This is a genomic window from Candidatus Zixiibacteriota bacterium (genome assembly GCA_034439475.1).
In the GTDB taxonomy this organism is placed as follows: domain Bacteria; phylum Zixibacteria; class MSB-5A5; order GN15; family FEB-12; genus JAWXAN01.
The window spans coordinates 73,151-91,840 of sequence record JAWXAN010000048.1 but is presented as its reverse complement, the minus strand read 5'-3'; the positions used below and the strand labels follow the sequence as shown (position 1 = coordinate 91,840).

Below are 18,690 nucleotides of genomic sequence, written 5' to 3'. Positions count from 1 at the left end.
ACACCGCGCCCAAAAAGCAATCACATCACAACCGAAGAACACCCGCGTGAGTGCAAACCAATCGTATTACTTCAACAAAATCATCTTCTTCGATTCAAAGCCGGCATCGGTCCTGAGTTGGTAAAAATATATCCCGCTCGACACTGTCTGCCCGCCTGAATTCTTTCCGTTCCACACTACCGTATGCATGCCGGCTGACCTTGTTTCATTGACAAGCGTAGTCACTTCCTGACCAAGTGTGTTATATACGACTAAAGTCACGTGTGACCGATTCTGCAGCGAAAATTGAATCGTGGTTGTTGGATTAAACGGATTGGGATAATTCTGCTCCAAACTAAACGAACGGGGGAGAGCGTTGTCGCCATCGTCAACATCTAATGGTGCATCTCCAAGTCTCAACACATACAGTCCGGTAGACCTATCCGAGGCCACAATCTTCCCCGAAGCAAAAAACGGGTAAACTGTCCAACAACCATTATAGCCATACCCCGCCTGAGGATACGTATCATACGAAGCAATTTCTAGCGGATTCACGGGATCTTTGACATTCCATACCCGGACGCCTTCGGTATAGTGTGCAATGTAGAGCAGGCTGTCTTTAAGATAACTATTGTGCACTGTCGCCTGCGAATCGACAATAATATCAGAGAGTTTCACCACATTGTTTATATCAGAAATGTCGAATATCCGAGTCCATGGATCGATTCCTGTTTCATCACCGACATAGAGGTATTTCCCGTCGGCTGAAAACTCCACATTGTGGGCTCCCGATAAGGGATAATTAAATCCTCCGATCCGGACGGGATTATAAATGTCTGTGATGTCGACAAACTCGACTCCCTGGCCATTGATCCCCGCACCGGCGAGCGTATCATTGCGAATGTCCGTATCATGAAAATAAAACGAGACGTAATGGCTGACAAATTGCGGCGAGGCGGGATTGGATATGTCGTATATATACAGAGCGCTGTTTGACGCTCCCTGCAGAAAAAGATAGTCTTTGTAGACATTGACTGTATGGGCGGCGCGAGGGATACTGCTTACCAAAACAGGGCTGTTTACATTGCTTATATTATAAATCTGCGCCGGGCCGCCGTCCTGTCCGGTGACCACATAATTCTTATATACCTTCACCCCGCCCGAGTACACGCTCGGCATAAATCCGGTTTCAAACGGCACAGCCCCGTTAATATCGACAATGCTCACCCCACCGCCCGAGCCGATGATAGCATATTCTTTCCCGCTCGACGATTCAGTGTACCCCCAAATATCAGTGTAACTTGGCCGGCCATTCCACCTGCCTACAAGATTGAGCCCGAGTTCCGCGCGCGCCCGAATTATTGGACTGGATCCGATAGGATCGCCACTGGAATTGACCGCTTCAATTTGATAAAAGAACAACTGTCCAATGGTCAATCCGGAATGAGCAAATGACATTATATTTCCATTGACGCTGTCGAACAAGGGTGGCGGCGAGGTCACTCCCGCATAGATACGATAGCGCGAAACCGAAAATGCTGGATCTATTTTCTGCCAAGTCAGCATGATTGCATTGGGATTTTGTTCGGGAACTACAAGAAGTTCATATCCAAATACTTTGAGTGTGCCGGGGAGAGTCTGCGACATCGTATAAGGATATTGCAGACGCGGCCACCAGGCGTACATAACATCGAGACTATTCGCTTCTATGTAGATATTTCTGCCGGCATACGTCAATCCTGTGCCGTCATAATTGCTGGCCATGATAAAAATAAATTCGCGTTTGCCATATGAGGTTGTATTGGGATCCCAAATCTGATTTGGCACAGCGAAGGCGGGATCTTCGACAAAGCAAATGTTTAATCTTCGCGGATTCAGCGTATCAGATATGTCCCAAGCCGAGCCGGGAAATATTCCAACTCCATTCGACGCGTATCCTGCTGATCGATTGAAAGTTTGACAGAATGTGCTATCAGTATTGAAACGAATCTCAACTCGTTTATATTGAGCGCCAGAAATCGAGCTTCCGAAAAAACTCTTTCCTTTACCGATACTTCCAAAAAAAGTCTCGCCAGCGCCTGTCGACGGATCTACGGACCAACTTCTTCCCCAAAGCCACCTCGGGTCCCCTGACCATTCAGCTCCAATAACCGGATCGACAGCGAATGATGATTGAGGCAATAGCCCGCACACACATACAAATATCAATCTTAGCACATAAGCTTTTGGACGCACTAAATTCCCTCCCTGTGATTTCTAAGACACTTTCCTATCCAATATACAAGTATTTCAGTCATTGAAACGGGCTTTTCATTATAATGACGCAACAAAGGCAAGATTGCTTAAAAAGCTCAGACGAAACTCGTCGTGCTTACCTTTTCGAGATCTCAAAGGACTTGACCAGCGATTGTTTGCAGCTATTTTTCCTTCATGATCTCACTTGTAATTGGCTTGGGCAACGTAGGCCCAAAGTACGCGCGCACCCGCCACAACCTTGGATTTTCTGTCATTGATAAACTCCTCCAAGCCCCGGGTGCTGCAAAACAGACAAATCTATCGTCAGTCGATGTCTTCATCAAACTGCTCTCTGACAAAGAGATAGTCCTTGCCAAACCGACCACACTCGTTAACCTCTCGGGGCATGCTGTTAGCGATCTGTTGGATAATTTTCAACTATCAATCAAAGATACGCTTATTGTTCTTGATGATTTCAACCTTCCGCTCGGTCAGGTTCGTCTCAGGACAAGCGGTTCCGATGGTGGTCATAACGGGCTCCGGTCAATTATCCAGACTCTGGGTCATGAAAATTTCGCACGACTTCGGCTCGGGATTGGCCCGCTTCCTGAGACTATCTCTGTAGTAGACTTTGTTTTAGGCCGATTTCTTGATTCTGAGACAGAAAATGCCGCCAAAATGGTTGACATGGCCGCCCAGGCAGTTATATTGGCCACCGAACATCCCTTGCATAAGGTGATGTTACAATTGAACAGTAACCCTGCTCAGCCTGAAAATCACTGATCCACGGCTGGGCCGTTTGAAGTAAACCAACGTCCGTAGGGAGGATTCTTAGTGCGACTGTACGAGACTACCTTTATTCTCAATCCCCAAACCGATGACACAACCATCGACCGGCAAATCAAAGCCATTATAGGAATAATAACTGGTAATGGTGGTAAGGTTGTTATTGAAGACCGAATCGGGAGCCGACGGCTGTCATTCCAAATTAATAAGCTGTCACAAGGCTATTACACAAGTTTGGTCTTTCAAGCTCCGACATCGGTACTGCCGCTAATTGAACGGCATTACAAACTTGACGATTCCTATATGCGTCATCTGACTATCCTTTTCACGGGAGACCCAGAGAAGGTCAAAGAGCAGCAGATTGCTTTTGCATCGGCTCTTGAAGCTCAGGAGCGGGCCGAGCCTCATCGCTCCGGTCAATTCCACCGTGAATCGTCGCATGATCGCGGCGGATATGGCGGCGGCGGTGGACGCGGGCGATATGATAGAGACGATGATCGTCGCGGCCCAAGAAACCGGGACGACCGATAGTCAGACGATGAGGCCGCTGGATTAGTAAACTTTCCAGCTGGCTTTGGTAACGGATTTGAGATAAGAATTGAAGAAGGAAAAATAACATGGCTGATTTTGGCGACAAAAGACGTAGAAAAGTCTGCCGCTTCTGCGAAAACAAAATTGAATATGTGGATTTTAAAGACGAGCGCTTGCTCCGTCGGTTCACAACTGACCGTGGGAAAATAGTCCCGCGTCGAATCAACGGAAATTGTGCCCTGCACCAGCGCACTCTAACAGAAGCAATCAAGCGCGGCCGGCATATGGCCTTTTTGGCTTTTGCCAGTGAATCGTTCCGTTGATGAACTAACCAGTCCAACAGAGCAAATGGAATCTGGAGAAGTTGTTAGTCGCGTCAGCCACTGGCCAATCCTGATTGCTTTGGTTCTGTATCCTCTGGTGCGATTCCTGCTCTTTAACAATTCCACTGAGATCGGCTTGGTTTTTTTTGGGCAGAGCGCGGCATATGTCATCGGCACATATTTGTTCTATGGCATACCGCTCATAGTCTGGGACAATCGCTTGCTTTGGGTTCTTTCTGTGGGAGCGTTATCGGTGGCTCTAAGCGCCATCGTTGTCGGGCAGGAAGGAATGATTTCGGCCCTTGCCGCAAGCGGTATGATTGTGATTGCCGGGGTCGTAGCTGGTCGGCTGTATGCCGCAGGTTGGACTCGTACCGGAACGTACATTGGTGGGCTGGTGATTGTCGCACTCTGCAGTCTGGTCTGGCTTGCGCCCCAATGGACAAAACTGACAGAGGCAATGAAGGGGATGTCGGAAGGAATGATACTCGATATTAAGGCAGGGTTACTCACTTCGGGGTACACGATGGACGCCGCAAACGGTATGGTCAAACAAATGCAAAGTATCTCATCAATAGGGATTCGGCTTCTTCCAGCTACCACAGTACTGAGCGCGGTTGCCCAGTACAGTCTTGGGTTCTTCCTTTTTTTAATGCGTGCTCCCCGAGCGGCGACCGAACGTTCAGTCCCCCAATCAATTACTTTTGTCCGAGTTCCTTTTTGGGTCATGCCTCTCCTTATAATTGCCATTTCTGTTCGTTTGCTGGCAGGCGAACCTTTGGTGACCGCAGCCGATAATCTCCTGGCGATCCTGGCTGTCTTTTACAGTGTTGCAGGATTGGCCTTGACCGAATTCTTCATGAGAATGTTCCGTTTTGCATGGTATTTGAAATTTGGGTTTTACGTTATGATGTTTTTTAGTGGCCTAATCGGTTTCCTGATGGCTTCGCTGGTCGGCCTGATTGACAGTTTTGCCGATTGGCGGGGGCGAATTACTACAAACACTGGCTTGAAAGAATAAGTTTAATTGTATATAGTATAGGAAAGAGGAATAGTAGTGAAAGTTATTCTCCGCGAAGACTTGCAGGACCTCGGTCAGGCAGGACAAACAGTTGAAGTTCGTGACGGCTATGGCCGCAACTTCCTTATCCCGCGAAATCTGGCTATCCCGGCCAGTCGTTCGAATGTGAAAGCAATTGATGAAATTAAAAAGCAGAAGGAAATTCGCACTAAGAAACGCCGCAAATCTGCCGAGATCATCAAGACACGCATCGAGAAACTTTCGTTGACTGTCGATGTCAATGTCGGTGAAGAAGAAAAACTTTTTGGTTCTGTGACATCTGCCGATATTGCCTCTCTTTTGGAAAAGGAAGGCGTCACTGTCGATAAGCGCTCGATTGAACTCGAAGAGCCTATAAAAACGCTCGGAGTCTTCACCATACCGATAAAGATTGAAAAAGAGGTTACGGCCAATTTGAAACTCTGGGTTATCAAAAGAAGTTAGTTAATGAATATGATTGAGGTTAAACTTGAGGGTCTGGCGTTGGACATCACAACCAATACTCCGGTTGTGATCCTCTCACCAACCAGTCTGGATAAAGTACTGCCGATCTGGATTGGCCATGCCGAGGCTTGGGCTATCGCTATGGAACTCTCCGGCGTCGGTTCCAAGAGACCTCTGACCCATGACCTCATGAAACACATGATAGAGAGTCTGGGCGCGCGTATTGAGCGCATCGAGATAACTGAACTCCGCGAACAGACCTTTTACGCAGTTATTCACCTGGCTTCAAATGGCAGTTCCCAAAAAATCGATGCCCGCCCTTCAGATTCAATAGCTCTGGCGCTCAAGACTGGCGCTGCTATATTTGTTAACGAAGAATTATTCCAATCCAAACCGGACTCCTCTCCCGATCCAAATAGTCTGCCGACCGACAGAGAGTCGCTCCGCAAGAGACTTGAAAATATGGGTCCGGAAGATTTCGGCAAATTCTCACTCTAAATGCGCCGATTAGCAACCGTTTTCTCGGCTGCGTTTTTTCTCGCCCTCCTGCCTGCATTGCAGGTGTTAGGAGAGACGCTTGATGACAAAGACGAAGTTGTCGCGCTCTATACTAAGGCCAAGCGGTTGTGCCACGAAGAGCGTTGGTCTGAGGCAACTCAGATCTTTTCTCAATTGCTGACGAAATATCCCAAATCAAAAAACACAGACCTTTTCATGTTCAATCGCGGCAAAGCCCTCTATCATGGCGGCAATTTGACCGATGCCGCAACGGGCTTTCAGGATTTTATCTCACGCTTTAAGAACTCGGCTACTGTCGGACATGCCTATTTTTTCCTCGCAAACTGTGATTTCCAATCGGGCCGCCGTGAATCTGCGCTCGATAATTATCTCAAAGCATTTGCGTCCAGTCAGGACACATCCCTGAGTCGGCTCGCATTGGCATCCTTGCACACAGGCTGGGATGATGGAGCAGGCTTCGCTGTTTCAGAAATCGCCGACCTTCCAAGGTCTGCACAATGCGCGCTATGGAGTGAACTTGGTGAGATAATGACTGCGAGTCGCGACGAGGCTCCGCTCATCAAGCGGTTGACGTCCGAATGCGGTCAATCGGACAATGTCTCACTACGAACTGACACGCCCTCAGAGAACGAATCTGTTTTGGATATTGCGGTGGTTCTTCCCTTTTCCGGCGAATTGCAGTCATTTGCCGAAGAAATCTATAGCGGGGCAGTCGTGGCCGCCGAACTCGCGCAGGCTGAATCAGACATCACAATTAAGCTCACGCAGTATGACAGCAAGGGTGATCCTATAGATGCCGGACGGGTTATCAAAGTACTGATACCTTCTGCGACCGATGCCATCGTCGGGCCGCTGACAACCGCCGAATGCGCAGTTGCTGCCGCACTGCTGGCCAACGACACCCTTCCTCTCATTGCCCCAGCCGCAAGCGGCGGAGGACTGACCAGCTTATCAGGTTCAATTTTTCAACTGTCCACAAGCCTCGATGTACAGGCGATGCTCACCGCTGACCATGCCTATTCCAACTTCAACGCGAGAACAGCTGTAATTCTCACGTCTACAGAATCTGAGTACCAAAAAATGGCGGCTGCTTTCAAAGCCCGTTTTGAAGAGCTTGGCGGAAAAGTTCTGGCCGAGCAATATTACCACTTACGGGATAAAGACTTTGGACCGCATATCCGCAGTGTAAAAGATGCCCTTCGCGGAGGAAGCGCGGAGTCAGCCCACTTTATCAATGAGCGCGGCGATACCCTTGAAGCCGATGGCGTCCCGGCTGATGTCGATTGTATTTACCTGCCCGGCAACCCAACTCAACTGCGTCTGCTCTTATCACAGATAAGTTTCTATAATCTCCGGGGGAAATATCTCGGCTCGGATGCCTGGGGAGACGAAAGCATTCTCGCCCTTGGCGATGATGTGACCCAAAATGCCATCTTCCCATCGACTCTTATTCCTGCACTTCAATCGGATGCCTACAGAAAATTTGCCACACAGTACGATGCCCGCTATGGCAAAAAGCCGGAACGGCTCGCCGCGCTCGGATACGACGCAGTCGCGATGCTCGCTCATCTTTGGCACAACGGAAGCACAACCCGTGGGACGCTCACCTTTCAACTGGCCAAAATGCAGGACTACACTGGCGCATCCGGCAGGCTGACCCTCAACAAGTATCGTGAAAACAGCAATGTCCCATTCTATCAAGTGCGGGAGAAAAAAGCCATACCCGTTGTTTCCCAATCCAAGAACGGCGAGCAGGAATAGTTCATTGAGACTTGTTTTCATGAGATTTTTGCTTGCGTGACCGTTCACAGGTAATGGCTGAGTGGACAATAGTCAAAAAAAACGCTTACCCAACGAGAGGCTACAGATGGAAGACAAGAAAATTGCCCTGAAAATGGTGATCGACGGCAAAGAACGCAATATATCGTACGAAGAACTCGCCTTATCCAATAACCTCGCTCAGGAAGCTCTTGTCCGTTTGCTTATAGAAAGAAAACTCTTTAAGCCGAAGGAATTGCTTGAAATGATGGAAAAAGTCAAAAAAGAGCGCTACCGTACGATGGATCAGCGATAGGGTTTGCCCTATGGATGTCAACAAACCGAAAGATAAATTCGATTCGTTTAATTTGCCCATTGATGAAGACGAAGGAGCAACATTAACATGGCGCACACATCCGGTGAAGCGAAAACCCCTCGTGTCGCTCGGTGTCACCCTCCTTATCATCTCAACTCCGATTATCGTCTATTACGGCAGCCACTCTGCGGCGTTTGCCGCGCTCAGTCTCATTGTAATGACGGCCTCATTGGCAAAATTCTATTTTCCTACTATTTATCGTTTGAGTGACAAGAGAATTATAGTCAAGACCACAACCCAAATGACTGCCAAAGAATGGTCGCTCTATCGAAGTTATTATCCTGACAAAAACGGCATTTTGCTTTCTCCCTTTGTAGCTCCGTCTCGGATGGAGAATTTCCGCGGCTTGTATCTCATGTTTGACAACAACAAAGAACAAGTCGTCTCATTTGTTGCCGCTCGTGTATCCGAAGAGCCAAAACCCTCGCTGGACACAATAAAAAGCAGCCCCGCGCCGGAACGACTGTCATGAGCCTTTTCGGAAGTGAACTGCCAGCTTCTGGACCGATTTTGCCGGCCGATGAAGATGCTATGCTCGAAAAACTCGCGGCACAGGTTATCAAGCGCGGCATGTCTGTTCCGGCTATACTCTTTCTCGAGTCGGTCAAACCGCTCAATTATATCTCTTCGCAGGCAATGGTATTCTTCGAGCCGATTGTTCAGACTATTTTTAATTTCAAAGATTACGACACACTCAGGTCGGCCCTCGAAAAAAGACCTTCAATTGAGATTCTCATACTTAAAATCGAAGCCCAGGATGCTGTAGCCTACCGCCGTGAGCGGATAGTCAAGCAATTCCTCAAAGAAGAAAAGAAAAAATGGAAATGGTATCAGAGATATCTCGGGATCATGACTCCCGCGCTTAATATTCCCGAAGAAATCCTGAATCCCCCGGAAAAGACGCAGGACGAAAATCATAAAAATCCGTAGTTATCACCCCGAATACATTTCGATTTCCTACTCAATGCAGTGATTCGACTCGCTAACATCCAAGAGCATGTTGACTTGGCTTTCTCAAGACGATACCTTTAATTCATGGCAAGCAATCCAAAACCAAAAACAAGTTATACCGAATCCGGTGTCGATATCAAAGCTGGCGAATCCGCGGTCGAAAAGATAAAGAGCCTTGCAAGCCGGACGTTTAACAAAAATGTCCTCTCTGAAATCGGTTCTTTTGGTGGTTTTTTCAAACCCGATCTCGGTGGTCTTAAAAATCCCGTATTGATTTCATCGGCTGACGGAGTCGGCACAAAACTCAAAGTGGCCTTCATGACCGGACGGCATGATACTGTCGGCGAAGATTTGGTCAACCACTGTGTCAATGATATTTTGGTACATGGCGCAAAGCCGCTTTTTTTTCTGGATTATATCGCCACCGGAAAAGTCTCTCCCGCCATAATCGCGGAAATAGTCTCAGGCATGAGCCGCGGATGTCTCAATTCCGGAACGGCCCTTTTGGGTGGAGAAACAGCCGAGATGCCTGATTTTTACCAGAGCGGAGAATATGATCTGGCCGGATTCATTGTCGGGATGGTAGATCAGGAAGAAATTATCAATGGTTCAACCATAGTAGCCGGCGACATCTGCATTGGTCTGGCCTCTAACGGTCTGCACACTAACGGTTACACACTTGCCCGGAAAGTCCTTTTCGATATCGCGGGACACAAGCCCGATGATTTTGTCCTGCAGTTGCAGTCAACGGTGAGTGATGCGCTGTTGAAAGTCCATCGCTGCTATGCTCCGCTCATTCATCCTTTGCTCTCGAAATTTGATATTCACGGCATGGCCCATATCACCGGCGGAGGGATTCCCGGCAACCTGAGTCGAATCATACCCGATGGGCTTTCCGCTAAAATTCAAAAAGGAAGCTGGCCAATTCTACCTCTGTTCAATTATATAATCGAATTGGGAGAACTGGAATTGGAGGATAGCTATTCCGCTTTCAATATGGGCATCGGATATATTATTGTTCTCCCGGCATCACAAAAAGAGAGTGTCATGAAGGCGCTTGCCGATATGGGCGAGACAGCCTATGTCATAGGAGAAATTCAGCCCGGCGATGGCCGAGTGGAATTGGTCTAACGAGTGCTTGTCCTCCTCTGTATCATGGATGGTTTCGGTCTTGGCGAGCCACGGCCGGATAATGCCATAGCCGCCGCAAATAAACCCACCTACGATACCTTAATCGAGAGTTGCCCGTTTACTAAGCTGGACGGCTCCGGTCTGGCGGTGGGATTACCCGATGGTCAAATGGGAAATAGCGAGGTCGGCCATCTCAATCTCGGCGCGGGGCGAGTCATTTATCAGGATATTACCCGTATCGATAAATCAATCGCTGACGGCGATTTCTTTGATAACCCCGTTATTGTCTCTGCCATAGATAAATCAGTCAAGGCCGAAAAAAGTGTGCATCTTATAGGGCTTGTCTCCGACGGTCAGGTCCATTCTTCGCTCAACCATCTCTTTGCTCTTGTGGAGTTGGCTAAAGGCAAAGGCGTCGAACAACTTTACCTGCATGCCCTAATGGACGGGCGTGATACCCTTCCGCATGCCGGTGAGCGGTATATGAGTAAAGTTCTGCAGAAATTCAAAGAATTCGGACTCGGCAAAGTTGCGACAGTCGGAGGACGTTACTATGGGATGGATCGGGATAAACGCTGGGAACGCACCAGCCGCCAATACCGCGCGAGTGTTTTCGGTGAAGGCACAAAAGTGGCCGATCCTGTGGCCGGAATCAAAGCTTCATACAAAGCGGGTGTGACCGATGAATTCATAATTCCATTCGTTGTTGACCATGGTTCTGAAATAGATACTCGCATAAAAGATGGCGACACGGTCATATTTTTTAATTTTCGCTCCGACCGAGGTCGGCAACTGAGCAAAATGTTTCTTGGTTATGATATTCCCGGCTTCGACTATCAAAAAATACCGCATATAGATTTGGTGACGATGACCAACTACGATGAAGCCATGACTGCCGCCCGTGTTGCCTTTCCCCCGCAGGCGCATTCTCATCTTCTCGGCGAAGTTCTCTCTTCTGCCGGACTCAAACAGCTTCGGGCCGCCGAAACGGAAAAATATCCCCATGTCACTTTCTTTTTCAACGGCGGGGTGGAACGTCCAAATACAGGCGAAGACCGAGTCTTAGCTCCCTCGCCCAAGGTTGCCACCTATGACCTCAAACCCGAAATGTCATCGGTGGAGCTTACCGACGCTGTTATCGAAAAAATACATTCGTCTGACTATGATTTTATTCTCATCAACTACGCCAATGCCGATATGGTCGGGCATACCGGAGTTTTTGAGGCGACAAAGCTCGCCGTGGAAGCAGTGGATCGCGGGCTTTCGCGGCTTCTTGAGGCGGTCAAAGCAAAACGAGGAGTGGCAATAATTACCGCCGATCATGGCAACGCCGAGATGATGATTGATCCGGAAACTCAGACTCCGTGGACTGCCCACACAACATCGCTTGTCCCCTGTATCTTCTATGACCCCTTTAATCAAGTTCGAGGGAGAAATAACGGAACAGTTAAACTTCGCGATGGCGGCATCCTCGCTGATATCGCTCCGACCGTGCTTGATATTTTAGGAATATCAAAACCGGAAGAGATGACGGGCCTGACACTCATCTTGTGAGGAGACCAAGCTGAAAGATATTCCCAGAAAAATTTGGCGGGTTATTGTTCCGGCTGATATCGATATTCGCAAACGACGACTGGAATTGATATTCTGGTCGTTTCTTCTCTCATTCTCATTCTATCCCGGCATCTTTGGTTTTCTCGCCTGGTTTTCGCTTATTCGCCCGCTCATGATTATTTCGAGACTGCGCGGCAAAGCGGTGTTTCAGGTCTCATATTTCTTCAGCTTTTTTTTCACCTTATTCTGTATCTACTGGATTGCCCAAGTCACGCCCCCCGGTATGCTCGCAGCCGTTGTGATCGTAGCTTTTTATTATACAGCGGGGTTGTGTCTGTTTAATGCGCTTTATAGACGTAAAGCGCTTTACGGGCTTATCGCAGTCCCGTTCTTGTGGGTCGGCGTGGAACACTTTCGCACCTTGTCCGAGTTTGCTTTTCCTTGGGCTGACCTTGGATACAGCCAGTCTTATTATCTGTACATTCTGCAGATTGTGTCTATCGTTTCGGTACATGGCCTTTCACTATTAATAGTCGGGGTGAATGTTCTGCTCTGGCAGGTCTTCCGCTCAGAAATATCGGTAGAGAAGAGACTCACCTCGGCCTTTATGTCAATTGGTACTGTGGGATTTCTCATCGGATATGGCTGGGCTGTCATGCCGGTCTATCCCATCGAAGGCAACTACAAAGTAGCCATCCTCCAAGGCTCTGTACCGCTGGAGTTGAAATGGAATGCCGTGAGCGAGGCGTATAATTACAACCTCTATGATTCACTAGCCCGCTCAGTCCAAGACACATCGGTGAAACTTTTTGTTTGGCCTGAAACTGCCGCTCCCTGTTACCCTGAACTTGAATATGATTGCCGCGAACTGCTTGGCAAGACAGCTATCGCAACCCAGAGCCACCACTTAATTGGAGCTCTCAGAGCCCGAACTTTCAATGGCAACAGGCGATTTTATAATTCTTCGTTTCAATTCAATCCGAACGGAGGGCTGGAGCGAAGTTACGACAAGATGAAACTTGTCCCTTTCGCCGAACATGTCCCGTATCAGGATCATTTCCCATTTCTGACCGAAGAGTTCCTCACGCAGTATCTGACCTTCATTGAGACCTATGAAATTCAATGGTGGTCCGATTTTTATCCCGGTGACTCGCTTCGACTCTTTGATCTGACCGATAGCCGATATGGCGTGCTTATCTGTTTCGAATCGGCTTTCCCTGAATTTGTCAGAACAATGGTCAACAGCGGCGCCGAGTTTATTGTCGGGATTACCAATGATACCTGGTTTGAAAATACAATCGGCATGGATATGCATTCGCGCGTTTTTGTTACCCGCGCCGTCGAAAACAGAACATGGATGGCTCGCGCAGCCAACAGCGGTTACAGTTATATAGTGGATGACTATGGGCGAATTCGCCACCAACTGCCGCAGGATGACAAAGCCGTTCTCGCTGAAGGGTTGTTGCTTCGCGAAAGTCGCTCACTATTCACCCGCTGGGGAGATGTTGCCGGACGGTTCTCGTTCTTGCTAACTGCTTTAATTGCAGGTATATTGCTTGTGAAATGGATATTCGCAGTAACTTTCTTCAGAAAAAAATCTTAGCCCTTTTTGTGCTTGTCCTCTTACCTATTTTAGTCAATGCCGACTCGCCTGTAGAGCCTCTGCCCGAATGGGAGAGCATCACTTCGTTTCGTGACATACGCCGCTTGACCCTTATCGGTAACTCTCTGTACGCCGCAACATCGGGCGGACTGCTTGTCATCGACGGAACGACTTATGCTCAGTATACGAATGTTGACGGATTGGGCACGACGAACTTATTCGATGTCATTGTGGACTCAAGCGGCCAAAGATGGATTGCTGGTGCAGGACGTATTGTTCGACTCGGCATCTATAGGCCTCAGCAATATTTATTTAGGGACGCCAACAACGACCCATTCGATGCCCTCGTTCTCGCCGATGACGGCGACTACCTCTGGGTTGGGACAAGTATCGGGCTTGTGCTCTTTTCAAAAGTCGACGATGGCGGCCAGATTCAGGACAGCTATGATCTGTTCGGCATGCTCAATCCCGGCTCGGCTGTCAATGATGTAGTAATTGCAGGCGACTCGATCTGGATAGCCACCTCGAGCGGTCTGGCTGTCGCCGATAAGAGTATTCCCGCTCTTTTGAACGCGCCGTCGCGATGGGAGACATTCAGTCTCGCTGACTTTCCGATTTTAGGCTCTGACACCATTAGAAGAGTCGAATATTTTGAAAACAATATTTATGTCGCAACATCGCGCGGATTCTTCCGGCTCGACAGGTCTTTAGCTGATACATCCTTTTTTGAATTTCCGCTCACTCAGAATCTCTCTGTAACAGATGTTAAAAGAGAGGGAAATGTTCTTATTGTCTATTACTCTGGAGGTGTGGCGAGACTCAGCGGCGGTTCATTCACCCAACTCATCTCCCCGGCAACTCCCTCAGCTCCCCGGACCGGCCAGAGAGTGCAAGGCTATCAATGGCTCGCACTGACAGGAGGCGGTCTGTACAACAATGCCGGTGGTCCTTTTATCGAGTACCCGAATACTGGTCTTTCGCAGAATGATGTAATGGATGTCTCGGTGAGCACAATCAGCCGTCAACCGACCGTACTTTTTCGCCGAGGCGGAGCCGCAACCAGAGTCGGGGACTCATGGCTGATCCATAATTTCAATGTCGGAGACCGGGCTCTGGCAATTTTGACCGACTCAATGGGCGAATCGTTTGTTGGAACGTTTGGAAGCGGTTTGGTGCGAATAAAACATGATGAGGCAAACACTGTCATCAGATATGATTCGACCAACACGACGCTTCGGGGCAATGACGAAGGGAACAACTACATAGTTATCTTCGACTTGGCTACCGATGGGTCAGTGCTCTTTACACCCAATTACCGCGCCTTCACCGATTATCCGGTCGCACTTCTTGAGCTTTCTACAATTGATAACCTTTCACCCCACTGGGATTCTCTTGGGTTCGGCGATGGCATCACCGATGACAAAGTTATCACCCTCGCCTTCCACAATGGCTTTTTTGCCCTTGGGACCGAAGCCAGCGGTGTGTTTCTTTGCGCGCTTGGAGCGAGTCCTTTTGATAAATCCGATGATAACTGCAATGTCCTTAACCAAGCGAATAGCAATCTCCGCTCAGATGTTGTCCGTGTGGTTCGCTTTGCCCCCAACGGCGAACTCTGGGTCGGGACAAATTTTGGCCTTTCGCGAATCGAGCCGACGATCGAAAATAGGTTTATCGATGTTTCTCTTCCGGCGGGATTTGGTCCGGACATTGTCGATTTAGAGTTTGACACCCGGGGCAATCTCTGGCTTGCTTCAGCCACCGGTCTGGCGCTATTCGATGCCGTCACCGGCGATTTTTCTACATTCACTACCGAAAACAGCGATCTAATAGACGATAACTGTCGCAAAGTGACAATCGATCCGCGATCAAATGACTTGTATGTCTCGACTCCATTAGGTGTCTCACTCCGCCGGGCGAATTTCGGCCTGTTGACAGGTGACGTGGAAAACATCCTTGCAATTCCCAACCCGTACATCATCAGCTCAAACACCGAGACGCTACGTTTTAATTTCAGCGCCAGCGGCACACTCTCTATCTTTTCTCTTGCAGGCGAAACGATCTATCACTCAAGCAGCCTGACGTGGAATGGGTTGAACACATCCGGCAATGCTGTTGCGTCGGGAGTCTACTTTTTTACCATTACCGATGGCGAAGGAAAAGTCGGGCGCGGGAAATTCCTGTTGGTCAATAAAAAATGAAGGTTATACGTCGAAGCTTCGCTGAGTTAGGCGCTTCGATTGTGCAACGGATGACACGACGGTCTCTCTTCGGCTCACCCGGCTTTATCCAACTCTGGAAAACTGTAGGTGGCACGGATTATTATTGGACAGTTGAAGCAGACAACGATATCGTAGCGATTCTGCCAGTTGTTGAATTTGGCGCCGGCCCATTTCGTCGCGCCCAATCCCTTCCCGATGGCTGTTATTCGACATTCTTTTCCGAGGAAACGAATCCAAACATCGAGGCGCTCAAAGCCGAATTGCTTGCTGCAATAGAGCGGGTGGGTTATGCCCGTTTCTATCTCAATGACTATTTTCGGCTGTTCCAACCCATTCAAAAAGAATGGGAAGTTTGCCAGTCGTCTACCCTTGTTGCCGACATTTCCTCGCCGACCTGGGCACCGCCTGATACGACGCTTCGCTCTGAGATTCGAAAAGCCGAGCGTGAGAATGTATCAGTGGGCATCTTTGAGGCCGAACGGCATTTACAGCCGTTTCTTACTCTCATGAATCAAACTGAACAGAGGCACGGACGGAGACCCAAATACCCCGAGCAATTCTACCGAGCTTTGGCAAATATAGCAACTATCGACAGCAGGATTCTCTGGCTCTATTGTGAGCACGAGGGGGAGGCGATTGCCTCGCAGATTTTTCTCATCGAAAATGAAATGGCCCTCAACTGGCAAAATTATCTAAACAAGAAACACTCTTCGTTCAAAGCGGGGCAATATTTGACAGCGACCGCGGCAGTCATGCTCAAAAAAAGAGGGGTTACTCATCTGAACTTTGGCAGTTCCCCTTTGGCACAAAGCAATGATCTCCAGACGTATAAGAAGAAATGGGGCGGAGTCGAGAAAACGTACCCCTGTTATATCCGAAAATCCTTTCTGGGAAGATTATGGTGAGCGTGAGCGATAAACCTCTTAAAGTGCTGGTACTGGCCGACAGCCAAGCCTTCCATACTGAGCGCTATGTTACAGAGCTTCGCAACCAAGGCTGCGAGGTCATTCTTGCATCGCTTGAGGCAGGCCAGATAGAGCATATCCGTCTACGAGAGCGTGGGTTTCTCTCCATATTCCACTACGCCTTTGCCGCGTCGGAAATAAAAAAAATAGCCCGATCTTTTGCGCCCGATGTCCTCAATCCGCATTTTGCCTCAGGGTATGGATTCGCCGTCGCCCTGGCACAAACTTCGCCAAAACTGCCGATCTTGCTCCATCTCTGGGGATCGGACATCCTCATTGTGCCTGAGAAATCAGTCTTCCACCGCCGCAAGACAATCTTCGCCCTTAAATGTGCCGATTTGATTTCAGCAGATTCGGAATATATTGTCAACGCCGCGCGGCAACTCTATGATGGAATCGACTGCCGAATAATCCCCTGGGGGCTCGAGGAGACATTCTTCTCTCAACACAAGTCCACCTACGTTCTCACCGAACCGCTGAGGATCATTGTCCCGAGGAAACATGAGAAAGTCTATAACAACATGTTTATCCTTCGCGCGCTTGCCACCCTGATTAATGAAGAAAAAGTTATCATAACCTTTCCGGATTTTGGCAGTCTTGCAGCGAATTTCCGTCAAATAGCCTCAAGCATGGTTGGCGACAAGATTCGTTATTACAGCAAAGCCCCCCGGGCGGAGTTTATGTCCCATATGGCAAGCCACGATATCTACCTCTCGAGCGCTGTCTCTGATTCTTCCCCGGCCTCACTCATCGAGGCAATGGGGCTCGGACTTATTCCAGTGGCCGCAAATATCCCGGGCGTGCTGGAGTGGATGACACCCGAAAGCGGCTATACCTACGAGCCATACATTTCAGAAAGTCTGCAAACTGTTATTCGAAAAATAATCTATGACCGTGATGATCACAGACAGATGCGCCAGAGAAATCTACAACGGGTGCGGCGATTGGCTCTATTTGAACACAATGTCGCCGAGACAATCGATTTGATGAAATCACTCCGCGACCGGAGAGCTGGTTGAACAAAGTCCTTCTTGTGTGCTATTATTTCCCGCCCTTGGGTTTGGCGGGGGTAGGCCGCCCGCTTAATTTATTCACCAAGCTTCCGTTCTATAACTGGGATGTCCATATCCTGACGGTCAAAGCCGTGGCATATCGGGGCTACGAACCTGAATTGCTTGACGGGTTGGATTTGGCCAAAATATTCCGCGCCGGTTCGCGCGACCCACAGAGACTGCTCTATCTCCTCGGTGTAAGACAGGTCGCGTCTAAAAATATTGAGAAGACTCGATCTCTTTCCGAACGGTTCTTTCCCGATTCAAAAATCGGCTGGGTTAGACCAGCAATCCGACTTGGACGAACGCTTATCGAAAACTATCGTTACTCGGCGATAATCTCGACCTCGCCGCCAGTCTCCTGTCATCTTGTCGCTCAGACTCTGTCAAGAGAATTTGCCCTACCTTGGATTGCCGATTTTCGGGACTATTGGGGTGTGCTTCCAATTGAAAAGAATTATTCAAGTAAATCCAAAGTTGAGCAAGCAAACCGAATGCTTGAGAGAATTAAAAACGAATCGAAAGCGCAAGTAGCGGTCAATCGAAGTATCGCAAAGTATTTGGGCAATGCAGAAATAATTTCCAATGGCTATAACAGCGAAATCGCTTCGCTGTGGACAGAACCATCACCGTCCACGGCTTTTACTATCGGCATTTTGGGGCATCAGTTTCCGACTCTAATAGTCGAGCCGCTGTTGAAAGTTCTCCAGATTCTCAAGAACAATCATCCTGATTTGTTTGAGAACGTTCGCTTATTACAGGTAGGTGAGATTAATAAATCCGATATGCGAAATCTGCTGTCGGAATATCACATGGAAGACCGTATGACATTTTGCGGAAGACTCTCACACACGGAAACCGTGAAACAAATGTCTGACGCTTCACTGAACTTTATAGCTATGCCATTATCACATGAAGGAGATTTTGTGCCGGGGAAAGTTTTTGATCTGCTTGCATCAGGACGGCCATTGCTTGCCTATGCGCCAAAAGGGAGCGAGCTTGAAGAGATTGTTTCAGCCACAAACAATGGCTTTACCTTCTCCGATGTTACACACCCGCAGGCAACCGACTATGTCGCTCATGTCATAAAGCGTCATACTTCAAACAGCCTCGAAATAACTCCGCTTCCCGAATATGCCAAACCTTTCTCTTCTGATAAATTAGCCCAACGATTCGCAAATCTTCTTGATAGAATAAAATAATT

General features: G+C 48.5%; 18 protein-coding genes. 17 read left to right on the top strand and 1 reads right to left on the bottom strand.

Annotation, left to right across the window (positions count from 1 at the left end):
• Window positions 1-66 precede the first annotated feature (66 nt).
• A complete protein-coding gene (locus tag SGI97_07295; protein MDZ4723693.1) occupies window positions 67-2,214 on the bottom strand; it encodes a choice-of-anchor B family protein in 2,148 nt (715 codons plus the stop codon).
• A gap of 195 nt (window positions 2,215-2,409) precedes the next feature.
• Between SGI97_07295 and pth the strand changes: the two genes are divergently transcribed.
• From pth to SGI97_07210, 17 genes are all read left to right on the top strand, one after another.
• Window positions 2,410-2,997 (top strand): aminoacyl-tRNA hydrolase, encoded by a 588-nt coding sequence (gene pth / locus SGI97_07290; GenBank protein MDZ4723692.1) that lies wholly within the window; start codon window positions 2,410-2,412, stop codon window positions 2,995-2,997.
• Between the two features lie 51 nt (window positions 2,998-3,048).
• A complete protein-coding gene (gene rpsF / locus SGI97_07285) occupies window positions 3,049-3,531 on the top strand; it encodes a 30S ribosomal protein S6 (protein ID MDZ4723691.1) in 483 nt (160 codons plus the stop codon).
• A gap of 86 nt (window positions 3,532-3,617) precedes the next feature.
• Window positions 3,618-3,854, top strand: a complete 237-nt coding sequence (rpsR, locus tag SGI97_07280; protein ID MDZ4723690.1) for a 30S ribosomal protein S18 — start codon at window positions 3,618-3,620, stop codon at window positions 3,852-3,854.
• Window positions 3,838-4,875 carry a DUF2232 domain-containing protein gene (locus SGI97_07275; protein MDZ4723689.1) on the top strand — a complete coding sequence of 346 codons (1,038 nt, stop codon included), beginning with the start codon at window positions 3,838-3,840 and terminating at the stop codon, window positions 4,873-4,875. The genes rpsR and SGI97_07275 overlap by 17 nt, the downstream gene beginning before the upstream one ends.
• A 36-nt stretch (window positions 4,876-4,911) precedes the next feature.
• On the top strand, window positions 4,912-5,358 hold the full coding sequence (rplI, locus tag SGI97_07270; protein MDZ4723688.1) for a 50S ribosomal protein L9: 447 nt from the start codon (window positions 4,912-4,914) through the stop codon (window positions 5,356-5,358).
• Between the two features lie 9 nt (window positions 5,359-5,367).
• Complete coding sequence (locus SGI97_07265; protein MDZ4723687.1) at window positions 5,368-5,856, top strand: bifunctional nuclease family protein; 489 nt, start codon at window positions 5,368-5,370, stop codon at window positions 5,854-5,856.
• On the top strand, window positions 5,857-7,638 hold the full coding sequence (locus tag SGI97_07260) for a penicillin-binding protein activator (GenBank protein ID MDZ4723686.1): 1,782 nt from the start codon (window positions 5,857-5,859) through the stop codon (window positions 7,636-7,638). It begins immediately after the preceding gene.
• A 106-nt stretch (window positions 7,639-7,744) separates the two neighbouring features.
• Window positions 7,745-7,951 (top strand): hypothetical protein, encoded by a 207-nt coding sequence (locus SGI97_07255; protein MDZ4723685.1) that lies wholly within the window; start codon window positions 7,745-7,747, stop codon window positions 7,949-7,951.
• Between the two features lie 10 nt (window positions 7,952-7,961).
• Window positions 7,962-8,483, top strand: coding sequence for a hypothetical protein (locus SGI97_07250; GenBank protein ID MDZ4723684.1), 522 nt, complete (start codon window positions 7,962-7,964; stop codon window positions 8,481-8,483).
• On the top strand, window positions 8,480-8,941 hold the full coding sequence (locus SGI97_07245; protein MDZ4723683.1) for a hypothetical protein: 462 nt from the start codon (window positions 8,480-8,482) through the stop codon (window positions 8,939-8,941). Before SGI97_07250 ends, SGI97_07245 begins: the two co-directional genes overlap by 4 nt.
• Before the next feature lie 105 nt (window positions 8,942-9,046).
• Window positions 9,047-10,093 carry a phosphoribosylformylglycinamidine cyclo-ligase gene (purM, locus tag SGI97_07240; protein ID MDZ4723682.1) on the top strand — a complete coding sequence of 349 codons (1,047 nt, stop codon included), beginning with the start codon at window positions 9,047-9,049 and terminating at the stop codon, window positions 10,091-10,093.
• 3 nt (window positions 10,094-10,096) lie between these two features.
• Window positions 10,097-11,647: a 2,3-bisphosphoglycerate-independent phosphoglycerate mutase gene (gene gpmI, locus SGI97_07235; GenBank protein ID MDZ4723681.1), complete on the top strand. Its 1,551-nt coding sequence runs from the start codon at window positions 10,097-10,099 to the stop codon at window positions 11,645-11,647.
• An 85-nt stretch (window positions 11,648-11,732) separates the two neighbouring features.
• On the top strand, window positions 11,733-13,250 hold the full coding sequence (lnt, locus tag SGI97_07230; protein MDZ4723680.1) for an apolipoprotein N-acyltransferase: 1,518 nt from the start codon (window positions 11,733-11,735) through the stop codon (window positions 13,248-13,250).
• On the top strand, window positions 13,211-15,448 hold the full coding sequence (locus SGI97_07225) for a T9SS type A sorting domain-containing protein (GenBank protein MDZ4723679.1): 2,238 nt from the start codon (window positions 13,211-13,213) through the stop codon (window positions 15,446-15,448). The genes lnt and SGI97_07225 overlap by 40 nt, the downstream gene beginning before the upstream one ends.
• The gene (locus SGI97_07220) at window positions 15,445-16,374 is read left to right on the top strand and encodes a GNAT family N-acetyltransferase (protein MDZ4723678.1); all 930 of its coding nucleotides are present in this window, start codon (window positions 15,445-15,447) and stop codon (window positions 16,372-16,374) included. The genes SGI97_07225 and SGI97_07220 overlap by 4 nt, the downstream gene beginning before the upstream one ends.
• Window positions 16,375-16,376: 2 nt before the next feature.
• Window positions 16,377-17,453 carry a glycosyltransferase gene (locus SGI97_07215; GenBank protein ID MDZ4723677.1) on the top strand — a complete coding sequence of 359 codons (1,077 nt, stop codon included), beginning with the start codon at window positions 16,377-16,379 and terminating at the stop codon, window positions 17,451-17,453.
• Complete coding sequence (locus SGI97_07210) at window positions 17,450-18,688, top strand: hypothetical protein (protein ID MDZ4723676.1); 1,239 nt, start codon at window positions 17,450-17,452, stop codon at window positions 18,686-18,688. The genes SGI97_07215 and SGI97_07210 overlap by 4 nt, the downstream gene beginning before the upstream one ends.
• The last annotated feature ends 2 nt before the right edge of the window (window positions 18,689-18,690 follow it).